Annotated in this window: 19 protein-coding genes and 5 pseudogenes; 15 read left to right on the top strand and 9 right to left on the bottom strand. The window is 70.1% G+C overall.

Features of this window, described 5'->3' with window-relative positions; all coding sequences use genetic code 11:
* Positions 1-34 precede the first annotated feature (34 nt).
* From IEZ05_RS26950 to IEZ05_RS26940, 3 genes and pseudogenes are all read left to right on the top strand, one after another.
* Positions 35-1,174 (top strand): PucR family transcriptional regulator, encoded by a 1,140-nt coding sequence (locus IEZ05_RS26950; RefSeq protein WP_189232848.1) that lies wholly within the window; start codon positions 35-37, stop codon positions 1,172-1,174.
* 423 nt (positions 1,175-1,597) lie between these two features.
* Positions 1,598-1,819, top strand: a pseudogene (locus IEZ05_RS26945) (VOC family protein); the annotation flags it as partial.
* A gap of 270 nt (positions 1,820-2,089) precedes the next feature.
* A pseudogene (locus IEZ05_RS26940) lies at positions 2,090-2,218 on the top strand (IS5/IS1182 family transposase); the annotation flags it as partial.
* A gap of 101 nt (positions 2,219-2,319) precedes the next feature.
* Here the strand turns inward: IEZ05_RS26940 and IEZ05_RS26935 are convergent.
* Together IEZ05_RS26935 and IEZ05_RS26930 are read right to left on the bottom strand one after the other, a co-directional pair.
* The gene (locus tag IEZ05_RS26935) at positions 2,320-2,823 is read right to left on the bottom strand and encodes a GNAT family N-acetyltransferase (protein WP_189232847.1); all 504 of its coding nucleotides are present in this window, start codon (positions 2,821-2,823) and stop codon (positions 2,320-2,322) included.
* Between the two features lie 397 nt (positions 2,824-3,220).
* On the bottom strand, positions 3,221-3,910 hold the full coding sequence (locus IEZ05_RS26930) for a TetR/AcrR family transcriptional regulator (protein WP_229869877.1): 690 nt from the start codon (positions 3,908-3,910) through the stop codon (positions 3,221-3,223).
* A 97-nt stretch (positions 3,911-4,007) separates the two neighbouring features.
* Here IEZ05_RS26930 and IEZ05_RS26925 point away from each other — a divergent pair, with 97 nt between their 5' ends.
* Entirely contained in the window at positions 4,008-4,928 is a 921-nt protein-coding gene (locus tag IEZ05_RS26925) for an SDR family oxidoreductase (protein WP_189232846.1), read from the top strand.
* Between the two features lie 318 nt (positions 4,929-5,246).
* Here the strand turns inward: IEZ05_RS26925 and IEZ05_RS26920 are convergent, their stop codons facing one another.
* Positions 5,247-5,645 carry a hypothetical protein gene (locus tag IEZ05_RS26920; protein WP_189233020.1) on the bottom strand — a complete coding sequence of 133 codons (399 nt, stop codon included), beginning with the start codon at positions 5,643-5,645 and terminating at the stop codon, positions 5,247-5,249.
* 62 nt (positions 5,646-5,707) lie between these two features.
* Between IEZ05_RS26920 and IEZ05_RS37125 the strand changes: the two genes are divergently transcribed.
* Positions 5,708-5,950 carry a DUF6281 family protein gene (locus tag IEZ05_RS37125; RefSeq protein ID WP_373298856.1) on the top strand — a complete coding sequence of 81 codons (243 nt, stop codon included), beginning with the start codon at positions 5,708-5,710 and terminating at the stop codon, positions 5,948-5,950.
* 53 nt (positions 5,951-6,003) lie between these two features.
* Here the strand turns inward: IEZ05_RS37125 and IEZ05_RS26915 are convergent, their stop codons facing one another.
* On the bottom strand, positions 6,004-6,936 hold the full coding sequence (locus tag IEZ05_RS26915; RefSeq protein WP_189232845.1) for an alpha/beta hydrolase: 933 nt from the start codon (positions 6,934-6,936) through the stop codon (positions 6,004-6,006).
* 85 nt (positions 6,937-7,021) lie between these two features.
* On the opposite strand from IEZ05_RS26915, the gene IEZ05_RS26910 reads away from it, so the two are divergent.
* Positions 7,022-7,633, top strand: coding sequence for a TetR/AcrR family transcriptional regulator (locus IEZ05_RS26910; RefSeq protein WP_229869876.1), 612 nt, complete (start codon positions 7,022-7,024; stop codon positions 7,631-7,633).
* 115 nt (positions 7,634-7,748) lie between these two features.
* Here IEZ05_RS26910 and IEZ05_RS26905 read toward each other — a convergent pair whose 3' ends face one another.
* The gene (locus IEZ05_RS26905) at positions 7,749-8,363 is read right to left on the bottom strand and encodes a TetR/AcrR family transcriptional regulator (protein WP_189232844.1); all 615 of its coding nucleotides are present in this window, start codon (positions 8,361-8,363) and stop codon (positions 7,749-7,751) included.
* Between the two features lie 137 nt (positions 8,364-8,500).
* On the opposite strand from IEZ05_RS26905, the gene IEZ05_RS26900 reads away from it, so the two are divergent.
* The 8 genes and pseudogenes from IEZ05_RS26900 (at position 8,501) to IEZ05_RS26865 (ending at position 18,070) form a co-directional block, all read left to right on the top strand.
* On the top strand, positions 8,501-9,304 hold the full coding sequence (locus IEZ05_RS26900; RefSeq protein ID WP_189232843.1) for a class II aldolase/adducin family protein: 804 nt from the start codon (positions 8,501-8,503) through the stop codon (positions 9,302-9,304).
* A 101-nt stretch (positions 9,305-9,405) separates the two neighbouring features.
* Positions 9,406-10,647 carry an MFS transporter gene (locus IEZ05_RS26895; protein ID WP_189232842.1) on the top strand — a complete coding sequence of 414 codons (1,242 nt, stop codon included), beginning with the start codon at positions 9,406-9,408 and terminating at the stop codon, positions 10,645-10,647.
* Positions 10,644-11,900, top strand: coding sequence for an amidohydrolase (locus IEZ05_RS26890; protein WP_189232841.1), 1,257 nt, complete (start codon positions 10,644-10,646; stop codon positions 11,898-11,900). The genes IEZ05_RS26895 and IEZ05_RS26890 overlap by 4 nt, the downstream gene beginning before the upstream one ends.
* A gap of 15 nt (positions 11,901-11,915) precedes the next feature.
* Positions 11,916-13,691: an amidohydrolase gene (locus IEZ05_RS26885; protein ID WP_189232840.1), complete on the top strand. Its 1,776-nt coding sequence runs from the start codon at positions 11,916-11,918 to the stop codon at positions 13,689-13,691.
* Entirely contained in the window at positions 13,585-14,808 is a 1,224-nt protein-coding gene (locus IEZ05_RS26880) for a lactate 2-monooxygenase (RefSeq protein WP_189232839.1), read from the top strand. The genes IEZ05_RS26885 and IEZ05_RS26880 overlap by 107 nt, the downstream gene beginning before the upstream one ends.
* Positions 14,718-15,597: pseudogene (locus tag IEZ05_RS26875) on the top strand (IS5 family transposase); the annotation flags it as partial. The gene IEZ05_RS26880 and the pseudogene IEZ05_RS26875, both read left to right, overlap by 91 nt.
* 195 nt (positions 15,598-15,792) lie before the next feature.
* Entirely contained in the window at positions 15,793-16,515 is a 723-nt protein-coding gene (locus tag IEZ05_RS26870) for a response regulator (protein WP_229869892.1), read from the top strand.
* Between the two features lie 306 nt (positions 16,516-16,821).
* Positions 16,822-18,070 (top strand): annotated as a pseudogene (locus IEZ05_RS26865) (DUF418 domain-containing protein).
* A gap of 276 nt (positions 18,071-18,346) precedes the next feature.
* Here the strand turns inward: IEZ05_RS26865 and IEZ05_RS26860 are convergent.
* The 4 genes and pseudogenes from IEZ05_RS26860 to IEZ05_RS26850 form a co-directional block, all read right to left on the bottom strand.
* Complete coding sequence (locus IEZ05_RS26860) at positions 18,347-19,345, bottom strand: YdcF family protein (protein ID WP_189232837.1); 999 nt, start codon at positions 19,343-19,345, stop codon at positions 18,347-18,349.
* Positions 19,346-19,591: 246 nt separating this feature from the next.
* Positions 19,592-19,860 (bottom strand): annotated as a pseudogene (locus tag IEZ05_RS36525) (toxin Doc); the annotation flags it as partial.
* A gap of 64 nt (positions 19,861-19,924) precedes the next feature.
* A complete protein-coding gene (locus IEZ05_RS26855; protein WP_189232836.1) occupies positions 19,925-20,791 on the bottom strand; it encodes a hypothetical protein in 867 nt (288 codons plus the stop codon).
* 706 nt (positions 20,792-21,497) lie between these two features.
* On the bottom strand, positions 21,498-22,004 hold the full coding sequence (locus IEZ05_RS26850) for a hypothetical protein (protein WP_189232835.1): 507 nt from the start codon (positions 22,002-22,004) through the stop codon (positions 21,498-21,500).
* A gap of 208 nt (positions 22,005-22,212) precedes the next feature.
* On the opposite strand from IEZ05_RS26850, the gene IEZ05_RS26845 reads away from it, so the two are divergent.
* Positions 22,213-23,253: a hypothetical protein gene (locus IEZ05_RS26845; protein ID WP_189232834.1), complete on the top strand. Its 1,041-nt coding sequence runs from the start codon at positions 22,213-22,215 to the stop codon at positions 23,251-23,253.
* Positions 23,254-23,278: the final 25 nt, after the last annotated feature.

The raw sequence follows: 23,278 nt of genomic DNA, 5'->3' as shown, positions 1-23,278 counted from the left end.
TCTGATCGGCTGAATTGTTCGCAGGGAACAAAACGTGAGCCATGCAATCCGGAGGGTCAGCGAACTGGCCCTGGATGAGACGACGGTCACCGCACTTCGGGCCACGCTGAAGACCACCGCCGACGAGGTCGTCCAGGCGATCATCGACGAGGTCCCTTCCTACGCCAACGCCCTTTCGGGCCGCATGGGCGGCACCATCCGCCGAGCCGTCCGCACCGCCCTGGGGCACTACCTGGACCTCGCGAGCGGGAACGCCACAGGCGGGGACGCCGGTGACGCGGCCTACGAGTTGGGCCGCGGCGAGGTGCGCGACGGCCGTTCGATGGACGCCCTGCTCAGCGCCTACCGCGTCGGCGCCCGCGTGGCCTGGCGATGCCTGGCGGCGGGTGCCGTACCCGCAGGTCTGCCGGCCGCCGAGGTCGCCAAGTTCGCCGAGCTGACCTTCGCCTACATCGACGAGCTCTCCGCCGCGAGCGCCGCGGGTCACGCCGACGAACTGGCCGCCCGGGGCAGGGCCCACGAGCGCCACCTGGAACACCTGGCCCGCGACCTCCTCGCCGGCGCGAGCCCGGACGCGCTGCTGACGTCTGTTCAGCGGGCCGGGTGGCAGCCTCCGGTTTCGCTGACCGCGGTCCTGCTGCCCGCCGCCCAGGCCCGGCCTGCCTACCGCGCGCTCGACCCGAGCACCCTCGTCCTCGACGATCTGCCGGATGCCACCGGTGTGCTGCTCGTCCCCGATGCCGACCGATCACATCTCTTGCGGCAACTGACCGACCGCACCGCCGTGGTCGGCCCGGCCCGGCCATGGACTCGTGCGTCCGCCTCGTACGCACGAGCCGTACGCGCGCGTTCCCTCTCCTCTGATATTCGCGACACCGAGGACCACCTGCCCGAGCTGGTGCTGAGCGCCGACGCGGAGGCGTTCGCAGACCTGCGTGCCCGAGCCCTCGCACCGTTGCGGCCCTTGCCTGTCGCGACCGCACGACGGCTGGAGGAGACGCTGCGGGCGTGGCTGCTGCACCAGGGCAGGCGGGAGGAGGTGGCGGCGGCGTTGTTCGTCCACCCCCAGACAGTCCGGTACCGGATGTCGCAGCTGCGGGAGTTGTTTCCCGATCTCGCATCGCCACACCGGGTCCTTGAACTGACGCTGGCGGTCGGTCTTCGGGGCAGCTGACGAGTACTGCCTCGTTTTCGGTGCCATCAGATGGCTCATGCGGCCAGGGGAAGAGCGGTATGAGCCAGCTGAGACCGGGGTTGATGTGAAGACCGGACAAGGCATCGGGAAGCCCGTCGGGAGCGCTGCCTCTGATAAGCGTGGCGGCGGACACGGCTCGACTGGATCCGGTGGACGATGCGCACCGGCCCGCTCGTCGACGCTCTCATCGAGCATCTGGTCGGTGAGCTGGGCCGCGGGCCAGGTGCGCCGCGCTGCAAGTGTTCCAGCGCGCCGGGGCCCTCGTAGTCGCTTTCCAGATCTTTGGCAGCACGAGAGTGGCTGGCCGGTATCGCATCCCAGGTTTCCCTTGGGGAAGCACTGACCACGGTTCACCCCTGCGACCGAACGACATAACAGCAGGTAGCAGACGCCTCCTTCCGACAACGAGTTCCCGAAGGCAAGATCGTCAAACACCGGGTGCATCTCGATGTGCGGGTCGGCACAGGGCTCGTGGGTGATGAGCGCCTGGCCACACTCGAGGCCGAATGCGCACGGCTGATGGCACTCGGCGCGAAACACGTGCTGACGCAGCGTGCTGATGGCGTCAACGAGTCGTGCATCACGATGCAGGACATCGAGGGCAACGAGTTCTGCCTCGCCTGATCCTCCTCTGAGACTGCGAGGTGAGGAGCTGCCGGTCTCCTGCGGGCCTCTCAGGTCCCGCATGCGGCGGGAGTCATCTTGAGAGCCAGGTTGTGCAGGCGGGCTACGCCGTGCATCGCGTGGCGCACACCGTCGCCCCTCAGGGGGCAGTCGCGCAGGATCTTCCAGGTCTTCATACGGGCGAAGGCGTGTTCCAGCGGGCGCGAACCCTTTTGTGGCTCTTGTTGTGCTGCGGCGGGCGTCGACGATGCGGGTGTACGGCCCGAAGACCAGCGCACGATCGCCTGGCTGCACGGCTTCCGCCGACTGCGGATCCGGTGGGAGAGGCGCGACGACATCCACGATGCTGTCCTCGGCCTCGCCACCTGCCTCATCACCTACCGCCACACCCTTCGAGCTACCAAGAGGCCCTGCTTTCACGCGCGGAAACCGCCGCAGACAACCCGATCAAGACTCCCGTTCGATCGACAGCCTTCAAGATCGGTACGGGCAACAAGTGCTTACGTGTCGGGATGCTCCGGCAGGGCGAGCCAGTCCGACCAGGAGATCTCGCGGCCGATGAAGCGCGGCCGGTCGAACGGCCAGTCGGCGGCGATCCACTGCGGCACCAGCGCATCGAGTGCTTGCTCGACCGTGCTGCCCACCAGCTCGTCCACCACCCACCAGGAGATCTCGCCGTCCGCGCCGGCCCTCTCCGGTGGGTCGATGTAGACGCAGCCGAGCAGAGCTGTCTCCGCCGCGTCGAACAGCGCGTAGTTGAATGACTGGTGTGCGGCGATCTCCTGCTCGTGCCGCAACAGGTCGGCCTGATCGGCCTCGTAGGTCATGGTGGCCGCGGGCCAGCCCCAGGCCGGGCCGAAGATGGTCCACAGCCGCTCGCGCGAACCCATCACAGCCGGATAGTCGAGCGGGGTGTCGGCCTCCCGGATCGGCCGCAGGTGATGACCACCGCCCGGCAGCGGTACCAGGACGGGGTGGACGAAGTCATCGGGAAGCCAGCTCATGCCGCCCGACCGTAGCAGCGCGCGGCCGTCCGGTCCCCTGGATTTTCCCCGTATATCCGAGGTACTGCTCTCATGCCGCGCAGGGCCCGCGCGATCACCCGATCGAGACTCCCGTCCGATCGACAGACTCCATGATCGGTAGGGCGACGGCTTCTCACAGACACGTCGAAGTCCGGAGAAGGACGGCTTGCGTACCCAGCTCGCCCGCTACGGCGACGGCCCGGATGCTGCGCTCGCGGCAGGGCACGGACATGACCGATGACCGGAACCTCCTCAGAGATCCGGGATGCCGCCCTCGCGCAGCTGCCCGACGACACCGGCTCGATGGCTCTCTGTGGCCTGTATGACTGTCTCGGACGCGCGATGTCCCACATACGATGTGCTGCGCGCCTGGTGCTCAGTGGGTTGGGCTGGCGCTGGTCTGTTCCGTCCGTCGGGCCAGCAGGCCGGAGGCGGTCACTGCCGTTGTGTGGCGGACCAGGTCGGTGAAGTCCAGGCGCATGGCGGCCAGCGCGGGGTCGGAGGCGTAGACCGCCACCATGGCGTCCGAGGGGCGGCTGCACTGCCATGCCGTCATAGCCATCAGTAGGGTCGACTCGACCAGCGCGGCGGCGCCGTCGGGGCCGAGTTCGGGAAGGTGACTCAGCACGAACTGGGTCAGGGCCTGCAGGGACTGCCGGGCTGCCTGCTTGTGGCGGATGCCGGCCTCGGTGGAGATGTTCTGTTCCAGAACCGCGCCCTGCGCGCTGAGCAGGTCGCACAGCACCGGCCGTCGCGCAAGGGAGGTGGCCAGGAGGTCCGCCAGCCGGTCCCCTCGCTCACGCGTGGTGCCCTCGATTGTCGCGTGCTCGTTCCGTAGTTCGGCGATCCAGGTCTGGGTCTCGGTGTCGAGCAGGTCGAGCAGGACCGCCTCGCGGGACTCGAAGTAGCGCAGCACGTTCGCCTTGGCCAGGCAGACGCGGCGGCTCAGCTTGTTCAGGCTCAGCTCCGCGACCGGCATCTCGGTCAGCATCGCGGCTGCGGTGTCCAGGATCTGGCGTCGTCGCTGGCTGCGCTGTTCGTCGGTGCGGGCACGCTGGAAGGTCACGTCCCCATATTACAAACCGGCGGTACGTTGATTAGATACCAGTGGTCCGTTACGGTGAGGGGAGACAAGATACCGGTAGTACGTAATGGGGTTCGTGATGTACCAGGTCCCTGACCAGCAAGGAAAGCTCGCCGTGGTCACCGGCGCGAACAGTGGAACCGGCAAGGAGGCCGCCAAGCGGCTGGCCGGAGCCGGAGCCCGTGTCGTGCTCGCCGTGCGCACCCTGGCCAAAGGCGAAAAGGCCCGGGGCGAGATCCTCGCCGCGCACCCCGGCGCCCAAGTCGAGGTCCGCCGGCTGGACCTGGCCGACCTGGCCTCAGTCCTCGGTTTCGGCGACGACCTGATCGCCGACGGCAAGCCGCTGGACTTGCTGGTGAACAACGCCGGAGTCATGAACGTGCCTCAGCGCACCCAGACACCGGACGGCTTCGAGCTCCAGCTGGGCAGCAACTTCCTCGGCCCGTTCGCCCTCACCGTCCACCTGTTGCCACTGCTGCTGGCCGCCCCCGCGCCGCGGGTGGCCACGATGAGCAGCGGCACCGCCCACCGGGCGCGCATCGACTTCGACGACCTGCAGTCCACCCGCAGCTACAGCCCCACCCGGGCCTACGCCCAGTCCAAACTGGCCGACATGCTGATGATGCTGCACCTCGCCGACCTTGCCGACCAGCACGGCTGGCCGCTGCTGTCGGCCGGCGCGCACCCCGGCTACACCCGCACCAACCTGACGACCTCCGGCCCGACCCTGAACGGCGGCCGGCCCGGTCGGCTCGAATCACTGCTGTACAAGATCGTGCCGTCCCAGGGTCCCGAACAGGGCGCAGAACCCCTGCTGTACGCGGCGACCAGCCGCGACGCCGAGCCTGGCGGCTACTACGGGCCGCGCTGGGCGATGGTCGGCCCGACCAAGGCCACCCGTCTGCCGCGCAGCGCCAGGGACAAGACCGTTGCGGCACGCCTGTGGACCGAGGCCGAACGCCTCACCGGCGTCTCTGCGCCGACCCCGGAACTCCGCTGATCCATCGCACCAGCCAATGGCCGCTCAGGGCTGTCCGATTGCCCGAGCCGCTGCGGCACCTTGCGAAACCGAAGCACGGGCGCGTTCCCCGCCCCTGCAGCACTCACGTCGTTGAGCTGCCGGCGGGGGAGGAGCGCCGTGGCTGAGACGGGCGGAGCAGCTCGCACAAGGCCGTTTCGTTCGGATCCTGCGAGGCTGGTCGTCATACTTCCCGGGGGGAGATGCAAGCCGAGGAGGCGGTGCGGCGTTGGCTGGCTGATCGGGGCGTCAGCCAAGTGCGCGACGGTTGGGTGAGTGACGAGAAGCCGGACGCGTTGCTCACCGCCAACGAGGTGGCGCATCGTCGAGGAGGTCCAGCAGCCCGAAAGCCAACCGCACCTGGTCGGCTGCATCCAGGTCTTCGGTGAACACATCACCGGCCCAGGGCAGCCCGCCGACCCGGCTGCCCTGCCCCGGGTGCGGCGGGCTGCACGGCCGTCCCGCCGTGGCCGGTCCGGCGGGCACATCGGTGCAGTTCTCGTTGTCCCCCTGCGGGGGCTGGCCCTGCTGGCGTTGGCCCCGTGTCCAGTGGGCGGCGACGTCGAACGCGTCCCCGGCGCCCGGCTGACCGAGGACGCCGCCCGCGCGCTGCACCCCGCCGAGCGGGCGGAGCTGGCGCGGCCGAAGCGGCGCCGCTCTGTCGACGGGGTCGCGGCGGCTGCCGTGGTACACGGGCATGGTCACGGTCGTGGCCGCGCTGACGGCCGCCTGCACGGCGCAGGGCGCTGGCGGGGAGGACAGTGACGGGGAGGCCCGAAGGGTCATGCGCGATCGCGGCCCTGTACGGGGGCCGCACCTGTACGCAGGTGGCCAACGTCGACTTCACCGTTGGCGAAGCACTCGGCCCCGCCGAGTTCCCGTCCTGCGACTTACTCGCTCCGCTGTCGCGCAGTCGGTTCGCTGACGCTCCGGCTTCCGGATGGCCGACGAGAAGAGCTACAACGTGCCTCTCACCATGCTTTTGCCTGCGTGACGCCGGCTGACAGTCAGCCGACGACGGCGTACTGCCTTCTTGAGTACTCGATGAGACGGTGAGTCACCGGCTCAGCACGTCGAGGACCTCGGCGCGCCACTGACGGGCGGCGGGCAGGACCGCGGTCAGCATCATCGACATGTGCACATGGCCCCGGCCGAGGGTGTGGGACACCTCGACTCCGGCCTCGCCCAGACGTTCCGCGTACGCCAGCCCCTCGTCTCTGAGGATGTCGTACTCCGCGGTCATGACATGCGTTCTGGGGAGGCCGGAGAAGTCGGTCGCTCGCAGGGGCGAAGCCAGTGGATGGGAACGCTGCTCGAGCGAGGCGACGTAGGCCGACTTGGCCAGGGACATCGTGGTCGAGGACAGTGCGAAGCCCTCTCCGAACAGCCGGTGGGATGCGAAGTCCCCCGCAAGGTCGGTCGCGGGGACCTCCAGGACCTGAAGGCGGATGCGGGGCCCGCCCTCGTCCCGGGCCTTGGCGGAGAGCGCGGCCGCGAGATTGGCGCCGGCGGAAACTCCTCCGACGCTGATGCTGTCAGCGCGGCCACCGATGTCCGCCGCGTGCTCGGCGGCCCACACCAGGGCGGCATGGCAGTCTTCGAGACCCGTGGGGAACCGGTTCTCCGGAGCTTTCCGGTAGTTCACCGCGACGACGACCTGACCGGCTCCGGCGGCGCGCTCGCGGCAGCAGATGTCCGTGGAGGGCTCGAAGACCGATCCCGAGATCCAGGCGCCGCCGTGGAGGTAGAGGTGGATCGGGCGGGGCCCTGGCCCGGCCGGCCGGTACACACGCAAGGCGATCTCGCCGCCGGCCACCGGCAGTCGTTCGAGCCGCACTTCGGCGACAGGGGGACCGGGTTCCATGAATCGCGCGGAGAGCTGTTCGAACAGTTGGCGCTTCGCCATGCGGTACCGCTCAGGGTCCTCGATCTCCGTCGCCGGTTCGGGGAGCCGCTTGACGAGTGAGCCGAGCACGGGGTCCAGAGTCACGGCGGTGGCCTACCTCCATAAAATCCGAGGTTGTTCATTTATGAGTGGTGCGTACTGTGGCACGCACGTCAGGCAGCGTCAACGGGTGGGGAAGGACGTCATGGCGAAGGGTGCGCCGACGCGGGCGCGAAGTGTGGCGAAACTGCGGGCAGCGGCCCTGGAGGCGTTCGCGGAGCGAGGCTTCCACGGCGCGTCCGTCGAGGAGATCTGCACGCGCGCCGGGCTGTCGCGAGGGGCCTTCTACTCGAACTTCGAGGACAAGGAGACGTTGTTCTTCGCCCTGTTCGACGAACATGCCGACCGTGAGGTGGCCCGTCTGGACGCGTCGATCTCCCAGGCGGCCACGGTCGAGGAGATCTTCGACGGGCTGTCGGGCGCCTGGAGCGGGAGCGGCGACGAGGAGCGCCTGTGGTTTCTCGCGTCCACGGAGTTCACCCTGCACGCCATCCGGCATCCCGAGACCGCTCGGCGGCTCGCCGAGCACGACCGTCGGCTGCGGTCCCGGTTCGCCGAACTTCTGGCGGTGTTCTTCGCCCGCAGCGGGCGGCGTGCGGACCGGGACATCGACATGCTCGCGCGGTTGATCATCGCCCTCCACGAAGGCGCGATGATGCAGGCCCTCATCGAACCCGGCCAACTCCAGCCAGGGGAGCTGCAGCGCAGGTACCTGCCCGCGATCCTGCAAGCGGACGATTGACGCCGGGGCGGGTGGGGATCGTTCGGCCGACGGGGGCGGCCCCATGGCGTGGGCTTCGCAGCGACCTCAGTCCGCCGGGCGACCGAGCGGCAGCCGCTGAATCTCCCCCTCACCCCTACGTGGCCACCGGCTCAGAGACCGTCTCCAGCAACGTCGGCAGGAAGGTGACGGCCAGCTGCTCGGGGGCCAGGCGGTCGGGTTCGACGAGGCTCTGCGCCAGGGAGCCTTCGTGGACGGCCGCGGTGAGGCGGGCCAGCAGGTCCAGGTCGACCGTGGGTCTGCGGCCGATGCGGTCGAAGAGGCGGGCGAGCACGCGGACGATCTCCTCGCGCAGGCGGCGGTCGTGGTCGGCCAGGGCGCGGGCCGTGTCGGGGTGCCGGATGGCGTGCAAGGTGAACTCGGTGGACAGCAGGTACCAGCGGCGTTCGGTCTCGTCGACGGCGCCCATGTGGGTGAGGACCGCCCGCACGGGGTCCGCAGCCGTGTCGAGTTCGTCGACCGCCTGCGTCAGGCGGTCCACCACGCGTTGTGCGTGCAGGTCGAACAGGGCGAAGAACAGGTCTTCCTTCGCACGGAAGTTGGAGTAGAAGGCCCCGCGGGTCAGGCCCGCCCGCTCGCAGATCACCTCGATCGAGGAGCCGTGGAAACCGCGCTCGGCGAACGTCTCCTGAGCCGCCTGAAGAAGCCGCGCGGTCGTCTGCGGGCGGCGCTTGGTGGGTCCCTTCGGCACGTCGTTCCTTCCCGGCCATTGACACCTCGGCATGACCCGCCTCACGATACAGCATCGTATGCGATACAGGTCCGTATCCCATGCGGGTCCGTATCTCATACGGTCCGTGCCCATGGCGCTCAACGAGGAGGCCAACGATGGAAACGTCCACCGCACCGCACACCGGCGTGGGCCCCGTGCCGCCCGGATTTCGGGCGATGCTCCCGCCCGAGTTCGACTCGATCGAGGAGGAGCGGCTGCACCGCAAGCAGGAACTGGCCGCCGCCTTCCGGTTGTTCGGGAAGCTCGGGTTCTCCGAAGGGGTCGCGGGCCACATCACCGCGCGGGACCCGGAGAACCCCGAGTGGTTCTGGGTCAACCCCTTCGGGATGAGCTTCAGCCGGATCAGGGTCTCCGACCTGGTGCTCGTCGACCACGCCGGCAACGTCGTCGAAGGCCGCCACCCCGTCAACCGCGCCGCGTTCTGCATCCACTCCGAGGTCCACAAGGCCCGCCCCGACGCGGTCGCCGCGGCACACGCGCACTCCGTGCACGGAAAGGCCTTCTCTGCGCTGCGCCGACGCCTCGACCCGCTCACGCAGGACGCCTGCGCGTTCTTCGAGGACCACGGGCTCTACGAGGACTTCCGCGGCGTCGTCAACGACACGGAGGAGGGCCGGCGGATCGGCGCGGCACTCGGCCCGCACAAGGCCGTCATCCTCGCCAACCACGGTCTGCTGACGGTCGGCCGCACCGTCGCCGAGGCCGCGTGGTGGTTCATCACCATGGAGCGCTCCTGTCAGGCACAGCTGCTGGCGATGGCGGCCGGCACACCGTTCCTCATCGACCGGGAGACCGCGCTCCAGGTACGTGAGCAGATCGGCAGCCCGCTGTCGGGGTGGTTCCAGCTCCGGCCGCTCTGGGACCAGATCACCGAGGAGCAGCCGGACCTCTTCCACTGATCGACGGACAGGGACCGCACTGGCCACGCACCGTCGCGGCTATCTCAGAGAGGACCACCGTGCCCTTCCTCCGTTCCCCTGCCACCGCAGCGAAGCCGGCGATGAGCGCGCCGGTCAGAACCACCGTCGCCCTGCTGTTCGCGGCATGGTTCATCGACTACGTGGACAGGATCGCGCTCGCCGTGATCCTCCCGACGATCGGTGACGAGTTCAACCTCGATCGGGGGCAGCAGGGTCTGCTCGTCTCCGTGTTCTTCCTCTCCTACGCCGCCTGCCAGATACCCGGCGGCATGCTGGCCGACCGGTTCGGCGCCAAACGCGTCACCTGCTGGGCGCTACTGGCCTGGTCGCTCTTCACCGCACTCACCGGCCTCGCCTGGTCCTTCACCGCCCTCCTGCTGGTGCGCTTCGCCTTCGGCGCGGCCGAAGGCATCTTCCCTTCCGCCTCCATGAAGGCTCTGGTCGAGCGGACTTCGGTCGGCGAGCGGATGGGAGCGCAGGGGCTGATCATGAGCTCCAACGCCCTCGCCTCCGTCGCCGCGCCCCTGGCCGTTCCGCCACTCGCGGCGGTGGTCGGCTGGCGCTGGGCCTTCGTCCTGGCCGCCGGGGTGGGCGCGCTCGTCTACGTCGCGGTACGGCTGTGGCTGCCGGCTCCCCGCGATGCCGAGGGCGCCGCGCCCGCCGCGAGAGGCGTCCCGCTGCGGGAGGTCCTGCGCATCGGCGTACTGTGGCGCTTCTCCCTGATGCTCTTCGGATACTCCGCCCTCATGTGGGGGCTGAGCACCTGGATCCCGTCCTACCTCAACACGGAACGCGGGCTCTCCCTCACCTCCGCCGGCGTCCTCGTGGCGGTGCCCTCCCTCGCTGCCGCGCTCGGCACCCTGCTGGGCGGGCGGCTGTCCGACCGGTTCGAGGGCCACCACCGCAAGGTGATCCTGCCCGCCATGTCGGTCGCGGCTCCGGCCCTGTGCCTCATGGCGCTCTCGCCCAGCCTCACCGGCGCCATCGCCTGCGGCACCATCGCCGTCCTGGCCGCCTCCCTGTGCTACATGCCCATCTTCGCCGTGCCGCTGCGCAGCCTCACCCCCGAACTCGTCGGTGTCGGCAGCGCGATCATCGTTTTCGGCGGGCAGGTCGCCGGCATGGTCGCGCCACCGGTGCTTGGCGTGATCGCGGACGCAGTCTCCTTCGAAGCGGCCTTCGCCGTCCTCGCCATCGGCCCGGTCATCACGGCGGTGCTGGCCCTTCTGACCCCGCAGGACACGGAGTCCTTCACCACCGCCGTCCACCGGCGCACCCCTTTGGCCGACACCCCCCTACCCACCGAGAAGGAGCCCTCGTGACCGCCGCCCTCCTCGACGGCCTGGACCGTCAACTGCCCGACCTGCTCGCCCTCTACCGCGATCTGCACGCCCACCCCGAGCTGTCCCATCAGGAGTTCCGTACCGCCGGGATCGTCGCCGCCCGACTGCGGGAGCAGGGCTGGACGGTGACCGAGGGCGTCGGCGGCACGGGCGTCGTCGGGGTCCTCGCCTCCGGAAAGCCGGGAGCGGTCGTGCTGCTGCGGGCCGACATGGACGCGCTGCCGGTGCGGGAAGCGACCGGGCTGCCCTACGCCTCGACCCGGACGGTGGCGGACGCCGCCGGCCGGGAGGTGCCCGTGATGCACGCCTGCGGGCACGACGTGCACGTCACCTGTCTCCTCGGCGCGACGGCCCTGCTGGCCGCCAACCAGCACGCCTGGCAGGGCACGGTCGTCGCGGTGTTCCAGCCGGCGGAGGAGGTCTGCGGGGCCCCGGTGATGGTCGCGGATCGGTTCGCCGAGCGCTTCCCCCGCCCGGACGTCTGCCTGGCCCAGCACGTGGCCCCCGCTCCCGCGGGGCTGGTCGCCACCCGCCCGGGTACGTTCATGTCCGCCTCGGACAGTCTGGCCGTACGCCTGCACGGACGCGGCGGGCACGGATCGACCCCGGCGGCGACCGTCGATCCGGTGGTGATGGCCGCCGCGACCGTGATGCGCCTGCAGACGGTGGTCGCCCGCGAGGTCGCGGCGGACAGGTCGGCCGTCGTCACGGTGGGAACGCTGCACGCCGGAACCCGGGAGAACGTCATTCCCGACACGGCCGACCTCACGATCAACATCCGCAGCACGACATCCGCGGTGCGCGCACAGGTGCTGGACGGGGTCGAGCGGATCATCCGCGCCGAAGCGGCCGCCTCGGCGGCGCCGAAGGAACCGGAGATCACCGTCATCAACGCCTTCCCGGCGACGGTGAACAACGCCGAGGCAACCGCGTCCGTCCAGGCCGCGTTCCGTGCCGGCCTCGGACCGGAACGCGTGGTCGACCTGCCTCAACCCCTCACCGGCAGCGAGGACTTCGGTGCCTTCGGAACGACGCTCGGCGCGCCGTCGGTGTACTGGACGTTCGGCGGACTCGACCCGGCCGCGTTCGCCGGCGTCGACCTCCTGACGGACGGGATCCCGCCGGAGATCCCCCACAACCACTCGCCGCTGTTCGCGCCGGCGCCCGAACCGACCATCGAACTCGGCGTCCAGTACCTCCTGCTGGCGGCCTCACCGTGGCTGACCTCCTGACACCAGGACGGATCCATGTCTGACACCCCAGAACGCATCTTCACCGGCGGCCCGGTCCTCACCATGGACCCCGCCGCTCCCGACGCCGAGGCCCTGGCCGTGCGCGACGGCACCATCACCGCCGTGGGCGCCGCTCGCGACGTGCTCGCCCTGCGCGGCCGTGGCACCGACGTCGTGGACCTCCAAGGGCACGCACTGCTGCCCGGGTTCGTCGAAGCACACGGCCACCCCACCATCATGGGCCTGGCCATCGCCCCGCCCGCCCTGGACGTCCGTCCCTTCACCGTGCCGACCGGGCGGGAGGTCTACGACAAGATCCGCGCGGCCGTGGCATCGGCACCCGGGCGCCCGGTGGGCGCGTACGGGATCGACCTGCTGCTTCAGCGTGATCTCGCCTCACCGACCCGCGACCTGCTCGACGGCATCAGCCCGCACGCCCCACTCGTGGTCGTCTCCAACAGCGGTCACGCGGCGTACGGCAACACCCCCGCCCTTCGTGCAGCCGGAATCACGGCGGTCACGCCCGACCCGCCCGGCGCCCGCTTCGTCCGCGACGAGAGCGGCCAGCCCACCGGCGAGGCGCACGAAAGTGCGGCCGTCATCGCGCTGATGAACACCGTCGCAGGCGACCGTCTCGACGAGCACCACGTTCGGACGGCCCTGCGGTGGTCCTTCGCCCAGCACGCCAGGGTCGGCATCACCACGGTGACCGAAATGGCCGCCGAACCCCGGCTGCTGCCCGATCTGCGCGCCGCTGCCGAACAGCCGGACGCCGAGGTGCGGGTGCGTGCCTACGTCATGGGCACCCCCGACCTGGCCGCCGATCCCGACCGGCGGTTCACCGGCCACGCCCCCGCACGCGAGATGTTCGGAGTCTCCGGTATGAAGCTGTGGGCCGACGGCACGCCCTGGCAGGGCAGCATCGCCACCAGCTTCCCCTTCCTGACGGGCGACGCCACCGTGCGCATCGGCCTCGATCGCTGCGCCCACGGCGGAATGAACTACAGCACCGACGAACTCGCATTCCTGGCCGCCGCCTTCACCGCCCAGGGCTTTCCCGTGGCCACCCATGTGCACGGGGACGTCACCTGTGAGGCTGTCCTGCACGCCTACGAGACGGCGGCCGGCCGCGATCCCGAGCGGTTGCGCTCGCTCAGACCGCGGCTGGAGCACTGCGGTGCCATCACGGCGGACCAGTACCGCCGCGCCGCCCGGCTCGGCGCGACCGTCAGCCTGTTCATGGACCACGTGCGCTGGTGGGGAGACGTGCTGGCGGACGACCTGTTCGGCCCGGACGTCGCCGCGCGCTGGATGGCCGCCCGGACGGCCGTGGACGCCGGCCACCGTGTCTCCCTCCACAACGACGGCGTCTGCTCGCCCACCGACCCCCTCTCCGGTGTCGCCACCGCGATCACGCGCCGCAGCCACCCGAGCGGCCGTGTACACGGACCCGACGAGCGCCTCACCATCGAGGAGGCCCTGCGCGCCGTCACCGCAGGCCCCGCCTGGCAGCTGCACCTGGAGAACGAGGTCGGCACGCTCCGTACCGGAATGCGCGCCGACCTCGTCGCCCTGACCACGGACCGTGCACCCCGACCGCTTCCAGGAGGAGGTCGCCGTGACAGCGACGTACCTCGGCGGACGACCGACCTGGCCCTGACCACCGGAAGGGAAAGCCCTCGCCATGTCCAACCATCCAGCACCCCGAGAGCCGTACGCCGCCTATCAGAACGAGATCTACCTCAACGGACTGTCCGGCGTCGTTCCGGAACATCCCATGGACTTCGCTGAATTGGAGGCACGGGCCCGACACGCCATGCCACCGACCGTGTGGTCGTACGTCGCCGGGGGAGCCGGCGACGAGCACACACAGAACGCCAACCGCGCGGCCTTCGCGCACTGGGGCCTCGTCCCGCGCATGCTCGTCGGCGCGGACCGGCGTGACCTGTCCGTCGACCTCTTCGGCCTGACGCTGCCCTCGCCGCTGTTCATGGCCCCGGTCGGGGTCCTGGGCATCTGCGCCCACGGCGGTCACGGCGACCTGGCGACCGCCCAGGCCGCCGCACGCACCGGCGTGCCCATGATCGCCTCGACCCTCTCGGCCGACCCCTTGGAAGAGGTGGCGGCCGAATTCGGCGGGACGCCCGGCTTCTTCCAGCTCTACACCCCCACGGACAGGGCACTGGCGGAGAGCCTCGTCCACCGGGCCGAGAAGGCCGGCTTCGCAGGCATCGTCGTCACGCTCGACACCTGGATCGCGGGCTGGCGCCCCCGCGACCTGGCCACCTCGAACTTCCCTCAACTGCGCGGCCACTGCCTGGCCAACTACACCAGCGACCCCGCGTTCCGCGCCCTGCTGCCGAACGGCCACCTGGACGACCCCAGAGACACGTCCCTCACCTGGGCCCGGATCTTCGGCAACCCCCTCACCTGGGACGACCTGCCCTGGTTGCGCTCGCTCACCACGCTGCCGATCATCCTCAAAGGCATCTGCCACCCCGACGACGTCCGCCGCGCCAAGGACCTGGGCGTGGACGGCATCTACTGCTCCAACCACGGAGGCCGCCAGGCGAACGGCGGCCTGCCCGCGCTCGACGCGCTGCCTGCCGTCGTCGAGGCCGCCGAAGGACTCCCCGTCCTCTTCGACTCCGGAGTGCGCTCCGGTGCGGACATCGTCAAGGCCCTCGCACTCGGCGCCACGGCCGTCGGCGTCGGACGCCCCTACGTCTACGGCCTGGCCCTCGGTGGCACGGACGGCGTGGCCCACGTCCTGCGCGCACTGCTCGCCGAAGCCGACCTGATCATGGCCGTGGACGGCTACCCGACCCTCGCCGAACTCACACCGGCGGCCCTGCGGCGCGTGTGCTGCGGCACAGGACCGCTGTTCGATCATCCGCGGGCCGGCTGATCCGGTGCGCAGGCATGGACTGGAGATTTGTCGTACGAGGAATAGCAGGAGCGCCCCCTGTTCGGCCGGAGAGCACCTGGGAACGTCTGCTCCAGCAGGTCCAGGCCGCGGCCGACGCCGCAGGCGAGATCGACTGGGACATCTCGGTCGACTCCACCATTGTCCGCGCGCACCAGCATGCGGCCGGCGCCCGCACCGACCGCCTCCGGCTCCGGGATCAAAGGGGGCCGAAGAGATGGAACACCAGGCCGAGACGCCGTGGCAGAGCCTCGTCGCCCGCCTGGTGGAGGTGGTGCTGGAGGTGAGGGCCTGGGCCGCTCGCGGGGTGGGTTCACCAGCAAGCTCCACCTGAGCGCGGACGGCCGCTGCAGCGAGTTGTCCCTGATCGTCACTCCAGGGCAGTGGGCAGACTGCAACCAGTTCAAGCCGGTCCTGGAGAAGACCCGCGTGCCCAGACCTGGCCCGGGACGACCACGCAAGAAGCCGGTCAGCCTCGCCGCCGACAAGGCCTACAGCAACGGCCCCGTTCGTAGGTACCTGCGACGGCGGGGGATCCGCCACACCATCCCGGAGAAGACCGACAGCCAGGCCGCCCGCTTGCGCAACGGCTCACGCGGCGGACGGCCGCCAGGCTCCGACGAGCACCGCTACGAGGAGCGCAACACCGTCGAGCGGGCGATCAACCGTCTGAAACAGTCCCGGGCCGTCGCCACTCGCTACGACAAACGCGGCCATGTCTTCCTCGGCACCGCCACCGTCGCAGCCCCTACCATCTGGCTCCGCACGTGATCGCCCGGACAAGTCCTAGGTGATGGGTCATGACCCTCAGGCTGGAGACCGGGCCGATCATGGACTATCCGGCAGAAGGCTGCCGTGTCCCTGCCGACTGGTGGGTACTGCCCCGCCGTGTGGCTGGAGCTGCCGCTCGACGGGCCACCGGGACCGATCGGGGCTTTAGGGTCGAGTCGGCATGGGCCGGACGGCATGAATGAAGGTGAGGCGGAGCACGTGATCCGGGTAGTGGTGGTCGACGACGAGGCACTGGTCCGCTCGGGCTTCGAACTCATCCTGGGCGCGTCCGACGACATCGAGGTCGTCGCGACCGCCGGCGGCGGCGAAGCCGTCGAGACGGTCCGCCGGGAGCGGCCCGACGTGCTGCTGCTGGACATCCGGATGCCGGACGTCGACGGGCTCACCGTCCTGCGCGAGCTGCGGACGACGCCGGACGCTCCGGTGGTGGCGATGCTGACCACGTTCGACGCCGACGAGTACATCCTGACCGCGCTGCACTCCGGCGCGGCCGGTTTCCTGCTCAAGGACACCGAGCCGGAGCAACTCGCCAACCTGGTGCGCACCCTGGCCGCGGGCGGTGTGGTGCTCTCCCCCAAGGCGTCGCGGACACTGCTGCACAGCCACCCCCGCGCCAAGGCGGCCGTCGACGAGGACGCGGCACGGGTCCGGCTGCTCCGCAGTGCCTTGAGCGTCTCTCCGGCGGACGGGGACGTCTCATCCGTCGTCGGGGCGGGTGGGGTGTTCACGAAATTCCCTTCTTCTTCAGTGTGCCGGGGCGTGAGCATGTGCCGGGTCAGTGGCCGAGCCCGGTGGTGCGCATGGCGAGGTGGCGCACCAAGGCTTCGGTCACCTCCGGGTGGACGACACACAGGACGAAGGTGCCCGCCGCCAGCGCCATACCGAGGAACTCCATAAACTCGCCCCTGCCAGGGACGGCGTCACGGCCCGGTACGTCGGCCGATGTTCCGCGGAAGCCCTCGCGCTCGTCGTGTCGCACACGGTGTGTCATTCCTCCAGCCTGGAAGCCCGCCCACCCCGCTCCCATCCGGCAACTGTCGGGGCCACCCCCGCCGAGTGGCTGAAGAAAAATCGCCGTCCGGTCGCACCGGACCGGCCGGGCACCGAGGTTCCACCGGTCGGCAGGCGCCCCCCCGGATCGGCGGGGGCGTTACCGAAGACTGCCGGATGGTCCGCCCCTGGCGTCCGCGCGAGGTTCTCCGTATGACACAGACACAGCCGCCGCAGGAGACGTCAACTCCGCAGGAGAACTCGCCTCCGCCGCCCCGAACCTCCCCCGAGTCCGCCGTTCTGGCCTCGCCCGGTCCCTCGATGGGACGCCTCGTCGGGGTGGATCTGGCCCGCGCGCTGGCGGTGTTCGGCATGTACATCGTCCACATCGGACCCCCGCTGTCCGCCACGACCGGTGTCGGCAGCTGGATCCGGTACGTGGCGGACGGTCACTCGTCGGTCCTGTTCGCCACCCTCGCCGGGTTCTCCCTGATGCTGCTCGCCGGCCGCCGGGAGCCGAGGACCGGCCTCGCGGGCCGGCAGGCGAAGGCTCGGATCGCGATCCGCGCCGTGGTCCTGCTGGCGCTGGGCACCGTGATGGCGATGGAGTACGGGGGAGTGATCATCCTCGGCTTCTACGGTGTCTACTTCCTGCTGGCCCTGCCCCTGGTGCGACTGAGCGCCAAGACGCTCGCGATCATCGCGGCCGCGTTCGCCCTCGTCACACCGCAGCTGGCGTTCGTCCTGACCTCGCTGCTGACTCCGTCGGTCCAGGAGAGCATCAACGTTTACGACCCGCTCCGCGGCCTCAGCGAGGTGGGAGTGCTCGATCTGCTGCTCACCGGCTTCTACCCGGCGCTCACCTGGATGTCGTTCGTGATCGCAGGTATGGCGCTGGGCCGCCTCGACCTGTCCTCCAGCACTGTCCGGCGGCGCCTGGCCGCAGTCGGTGCCTCCCTCACCGTGGCCGCGTACGGCATGTGCTTGCTGCTCGCCGGCAAGAATGCGCTGAGGAGCACGGCGGAAGACGGGTCGTCGTCCGGCGGCTCCGGTTCGATGCCCCTCGACGGCGGGTCGTTCCCCGATATGCCGGCGTCGTCGCTTCTTTCGGCCGGGCCGCACAGCGGCACCACGTTCGACATCATCGGCAGCGTCGGAGTCGCGATCCTCGTGATCGTGGGCGCGACGGTGCTGATGGAGCGCCTGCCGCGACTGCGCCGTCTGGCGAAGCCGGTCATCGCCGTGGGCACCATGTCCCTGACCGCCTACGTCGGCCACTTCGTCGCACAGTCCGTGCTGTCCACGCCCGCCCGGGACCAGCACCCAGCAGTCATGGTTGCCGCTGATCATGTACGTCCTCGGGGCGATAGTGTTCGCCACGATCTGGTCCCGCTTCTTCCGCCGCGGCCCCCTGGAGTACCTGCTCAACGCCGCCACCAAGCCGGCGAAGCACATCAGATGACACCCGGCCGGGGTGAGACGCCTCACGTCCCACCCCGGCCTGGACCGCTCATGGATCCAGCAATCGTCCGGCCCGGCGATGAACCCGTCGAGCGACATCGACATGTACAGCCGAATCGGGTGGGGCATCGTGGACTCCTTCGCTCCGCCACGCCTCCGGCCCCGCGGCCCCTGCTCGGCCGACGGAGGTGCGTGTGCAGGGGAGACTGCCGACGACCGGCGAACTCACCGCACCGGCACGCCGAAGAGGGTGTCACCGAAGGGAGCGAGGACTCGCTCAGCGCTCGAAGACCGCCGTCGCCACGGGCACCGCCAGCAGCAGACTGAGCCCCACCAGCGGGAGCCGGTCCAGCCACAGGACGGCGGCAAACTCGCGCAGGGTCGCGGAGAGCCAGTACGCGGGGGAGGTCGGCGCGCCGATGACGTCGACGGGGACGCCGGCGCGGCGGGCCAGCAGGGTGGTGCGGTAGACGTGGAAGCCGCTGGTGACCACCGTGGCCCGGTGGCCGGGACCGGCGTGTTCCATGAGGGCCCCGCTGAAGCGGAGGTTCTGTCTGGTGTTGACGGAGTGGTCCTCCCGCACGATCCGGTCGGAGGACACTCCACGGGCGCGCAGGTAGTCGGCCATGGCGTCCGCCTCGGAGACGACCTCGTCGGCGCCCTGCCCGCCCGAGACGACGAACGTCACAGGATCCGTGTCCGGTCCGTCGGGCGCGACGACCGCGAGGGCGCGCTCCAGCCTGCGCCGCAGCAACGGGCCGGGCTGGTCGCCGTCGAGCCCAGCGCCCAGGACGACGACATGGGTGGTCCCCGGAGGCGGGGTGCTGCGCCCCCGGACGATCACGTACCCGGTGAAGACGAGGAAGAGCAGCGAGAGGTACCCCGCGGCCGCGTTCACCGCGACCATGAGCCCACCCGCCACCTCGCCGCCGACCGCGTACAGGACGGCGTCGAGGCCGAGCACCGCCAGCACCGCGCAGCCGGCGGCGCCGGTCGCGAGCAACGGCGTCTGCGGCCCGTAGCGCCGGACCAGGAGGACGGCGTCGACCAGCAGGAGCAGGCCCAGCGCGAGCGCCCCGAGCAGGGCGAGGACGGCGAGCACGGTGGCGACGGTGTGGTGGGTCTGCGCGCTGCGGGCGGACACACCGAGTCCGGCAGACGTCGCCGCGAGGCAGAACAGGACCGCGGTCGAGAACCGGTGCGGCGCCAGCACGGCATGCACGAGGCCACCCGCGGCGAACACCGCCGCGGCAAGGTACTCCGGGTACTCCGGCACGTCCCGCACCACTCCGCTCTCTCACCCGCGGGGCCCCTGGGCCCGTCCCCGCCCGTCTGTCGCCGCCTGCGCGTTCCCGGGCTCGCGCAGCGCGGCGGACCTGGTGCGGACGGCCGCCCAACATCCTCGCAGACCGGCCGCGACGCGCCCTAGGCGGGCGTACGTTGCCGCCATCGACGGAGACCGGCATACGCAGTCGCCCGGGACCGGCATACGCCCGGAAGCGGCATACGCCCGTCGCCCGGGTCAGATGCGCCAGGAGCGCAGCGCCTCAGCGACGGCGTAGATGCCCACCCGGCTGTCGCGGACCTTCCTGACCAGATCCGACAGGGCGCCGTACGGCGGGTCGATGCCTTAGCCGGACTGGGCCATGTACTGGGCGGCCACGAAGGAGGCGAAGAGACTGTTGCGATGGGGGAGGGCTCCAGCCGGACGACCGTGTGCAGGAGCGCGGCCGCGCGCCAGGCGGTGTCCGGCTCGGACGCCTCCAGCCTCGGCATCCGGGTCTTGTCCCGGAACCGCGTAGCTGCCCGGCGCTCCACCTGGTCCCGCTCCCGACATCTCCGGGGCGGGAGGGTATCAGTTGCTGAGGTCGAACAGGCCCCATGCGGTGAATGGCTCAGCCTGGACGTAGATCCTGCTTCCTCGGCTGACGACCCGTCGGCGGCGGGGAGCAGGGTCATTGGGCAGGGTGAGCACGCTGACCTCCGTTGGTTCGACAGAGGTTTCGGTGAGCTCTCCGTGGGCGAGTCGGTCTCGCTCCTCGCCGTAGCCGCCGTAGAAGGTGACTCGCTCGCCGTGGACGGCCACCGCCTTGGCGCCCCGTACGCGATTCGACCTCACCCTCACCGGCTGGCTGGTGCGGTCGGGGCGTATCTCTACGAGCGGGAAGTCCGTGTAGGGGCACGCCCAGGAGGCGGAGCCCGACACGTTCAGGGCGTAGCAGTCGAAGAGACCGGGGATGCGGGCACCGTCCGACGCCCAGGCAAGCCGGCCCGTGGCGCTCCAGCGGCGGATGCCTGCCGGATTCTCGTCGAAGTGCCCGACCCAGATATGGCCGGCCTCGTCGACGAGCAGGTGCTCGATGGCGTCCCCGACGGAGAAGGACGAGGTCTCACGTCCCAGCGCGTTGAAGACCTGGACCTGGTCCGCGTCTTCGAACCGGCGGGCGCGCGACGCGGCGACGACGAACCCACCGTCCGGCAGGCGGTCCAGGCGCGGCCAGCGAGTTCGCACGGCGCTCAGCTCGGTGAGTTCGACGTCGCCGCCCGGATGGACCGAGACGACCAGCGCGTCGAAGGGCAGGACATCGTCGCCGGGCTGAAGAGCGCGCTCGGCGAGCAGCCAGTGGGCGACGCCGAAGACGTCGACAATACTGGTCAGGACATGGCGGTTGTGGTGCGCTCGGGGGAGGTGGGCGTAGGGGACGAGGTCAGTCTTCTGCACGAAAGGGCTCTCCTTGGTGGGCGGTCATGGCCATCGGTCGCTGCGGTGCTCGCTGGGCGGAGGCGGATGGCCCCAGGCCGGGCGGGTGGGGGAGTTCCGGCTGCCGGCGGTAAAGGGGACGACATGGCGGATACCGAACCGAGTGACCAAGTACGAGGCACCGTTCAAGGAACAGCTTCTACCGGCGGCGTAGAGATCCAGGCCCGCAACGAGTGGACCAGTCGCCCGCCGGCGACAGCCGCTCTCCACTTGCCCGCACGACGACTCGAAGGCATAGCCGTCGTCGGTCTCGAAGTTCTTCACCAGCACCAACCGCGAGGTCGGTGTGGTTCCGTCAGCTACCAGGCGCATGCCGAAATGGTCCCAGGCAGCTTGAGGGCACCTCGACCCGGTCCAGCAGCTGACCAACGGCCCAGACGTTGAAGATTAAGCTAAAGGTTGTCCCATAACCGGTGGTGCGGCTGGTGCGTTGGTCGGGCAAGGGTGGGGTGATCTCAGCTGAGACGTCACGTTGGCCTCCCAGCAGATCCACAACAGAGTCCGTCATCCCACCACACACTACGGACATCACTCACCGGACCCTCCACGAGTACGGGGACAGCGCAGAGCCGACCCGCGAAACCGGCCGCCTGCCTGAACACCGTAAACAGGTAGCCGACTTGAGCGCGCTGCGCGCGTACACGGCCCGGCACACCGCACACTGCGCTTAGGTGTGAAGCAGCGAGGCGTGGATGCGATCGATGGCCCGTAGTACCTCGTTGCGGTTCTTGGCGTGCTGCATCCATGCGGGCAGACGGGCCAGCACGGTCATCTTCCGGCCGTGGTCGTGCCAGGGAATCCCCTCACGTAGCGACGCCTGCACAAAGCGTCTGATCAGGTCCAAGTGTTCCAGGTTGTAGGCCCACACCCATCCGTGCCGGGTCTGGGTCTGCAGCCACAAGGGGATGCCGAAGTACGGGTCGGTGGCCGGCGCGTGCCGGTCACGATGGAGGGCCACACCCCGGCCGTTCCATTGCTTCGCCGTCCCGCAGCTGCGGCAGACAAGGCGCCTTGGAGCGAAGAGGTCACGGTCGTGCCCTGCTTCCGGTGCCGGGGCAGTCACGACGTGCGCGGCCTTCGCGCAGCTGGGACAGCGCACGAGAACCGAGACGAGGAAGTCGTACTTCGTGCTGCGCGGGTCCCGGAACCGATGGCGCGTGGAGAGCGGACTCATCGGGCCAGTATGCGAGCCAGGCCCCGAAGACTCCCACGGGATAGAACGCTGGCCGACACCCGGCCACCGATGCCGCAGCGGAGAGAATGCCGCCCATGACTGACGGCGTTGCAGCAACCGCACTGTGGGCGCTCGTGGAAGAAGCAGAGATCGAGGCACTCGCGGAGGCCCGGCCGGCACTCAGCGCTTCACCGTCGGCGGTGCGACCGTGCTGCTGGGCCCGTCTGGGAGCGTGGTCATCACGGCGGCGGGTGACGTGCAGGGGGACAGCGGCCTGTGGAGCGCCGAGGAAGTCCGTCTGGTCGGTGAGGCGCCCGCGCCGGTGACCAAGCGGCTGCTGGGCGGCCTGGAGGCGTGGGGCGCCGACGAGTCGTCGCTGCCGCTCCATCTGGCCGTCCGCCTCGATGAGGGGCTGCTGTATCTGGGTACGGGCCGACGCACGCACGCGCACATCACGCAACCGCCGGACGGCGGCGAGCCCGCACTCATGAGCTGTGGGCTGCGGCTCGACACCCGACTGAGCTGGCCCATCCTGGCGACGGTTCGCCCCACCGCGCCCGCACCAAACCTGCAGGGCCTCGGGTGGCTGGAGCACGTCGGCGGGGACCGGGCCGCAGTGCTCGAGCAGTTCGTCACCTGCTGGTACCCGGCCGCCGACCAGCCACCGAGCCCGTCACCCGTGCCGACCGGGTCGCTGTCGCTGCCCGGCCGTCTGCAGCAGCTGTACCGGCTGGGCGAACAACGGCCGGGCGTGCTCGGACACCACAACCACATCCTGCCCTGGCATGAAGTCCTCACCGACCCCCTCGGAGAGCTGCTGGTATTCGGCGCCGAGAACCAGGGATCCTTCTACTGGGGCCTGCCCTGGACCCTGAACGAGCCGGAAGACGATCCAGACGTCTGGTTCTGCGTGTTCGACGAGACGCCTATCGCTGAGCAGGAGCCGCTCAGCGGCTTCCTCCTCCAGTTCTCCCTCTTCGAAGCCGCCATGAGCGCCGACTACGTCGGCCTCGCCCACCACCTCAGCGACCGACAATTAGCCCAGCTCACCGTGTCCCTGCAGCACGTCCCCCTGCGGCCCTTCCGGCCCCAGGCCCGCACTCGCTTCTACGTCGCACCAGGACTCGTCCTGCACGTCAGCGACGCCCTGGACGACGGCACGTTCGACCTGTGGGCCGGCGCCACACACCGCAGCGCTCTGCAGGCCCTCCCGGAATCCGACGTCAAGTGGATCAGCTTCGACGGCTGAAAGCTGTCAGGCGTCGGTCCGTGCG

The sequence above is a fragment of the Streptomyces flaveolus genome (assembly GCF_014648815.1).
GTDB lineage: Bacteria > Actinomycetota > Actinomycetes > Streptomycetales > Streptomycetaceae > Streptomyces > Streptomyces flaveolus.
The sequence above is the reverse complement of the archived record's forward strand: the minus strand, read 5'-3'. Positions and strand labels throughout refer to the sequence as shown.

What these genes read in the sequence shown, in the direction of transcription:
- IEZ05_RS26935 (WP_189232847.1), bottom strand. Translation starts at nt 2,823, where the DNA reads ATGAGCTGGCTTCCCGATGACTTCGTCCACCCCGTCCTGGTACCGCTG.
- IEZ05_RS26925 (WP_189232846.1), top strand. Translation starts at nt 4,008, where the DNA reads ATGTACCAGGTCCCTGACCAGCAAGGAAAGCTCGCCGTGGTCACCGGC.
- IEZ05_RS26920 (WP_189233020.1), bottom strand. Translation starts at nt 5,645, where the DNA reads ATGCCCGTGTACCACGGCAGCCGCCGCGACCCCGTCGACAGAGCGGCG.
- IEZ05_RS26900 (WP_189232843.1), top strand. Translation starts at nt 8,501, where the DNA reads ATGGAAACGTCCACCGCACCGCACACCGGCGTGGGCCCCGTGCCGCCC.
- IEZ05_RS26895 (WP_189232842.1), top strand. Translation starts at nt 9,406, where the DNA reads ATGAGCGCGCCGGTCAGAACCACCGTCGCCCTGCTGTTCGCGGCATGG.
- IEZ05_RS26885 (WP_189232840.1), top strand. Translation starts at nt 11,916, where the DNA reads ATGTCTGACACCCCAGAACGCATCTTCACCGGCGGCCCGGTCCTCACC.
- IEZ05_RS26880 (WP_189232839.1), top strand. Translation starts at nt 13,585, where the DNA reads ATGTCCAACCATCCAGCACCCCGAGAGCCGTACGCCGCCTATCAGAAC.
- IEZ05_RS26870 (WP_229869892.1), top strand. Translation starts at nt 15,793, where the DNA reads ATGAATGAAGGTGAGGCGGAGCACGTGATCCGGGTAGTGGTGGTCGAC.
- IEZ05_RS26850 (WP_189232835.1), bottom strand. Translation starts at nt 22,004, where the DNA reads ATGAGTCCGCTCTCCACGCGCCATCGGTTCCGGGACCCGCGCAGCACG.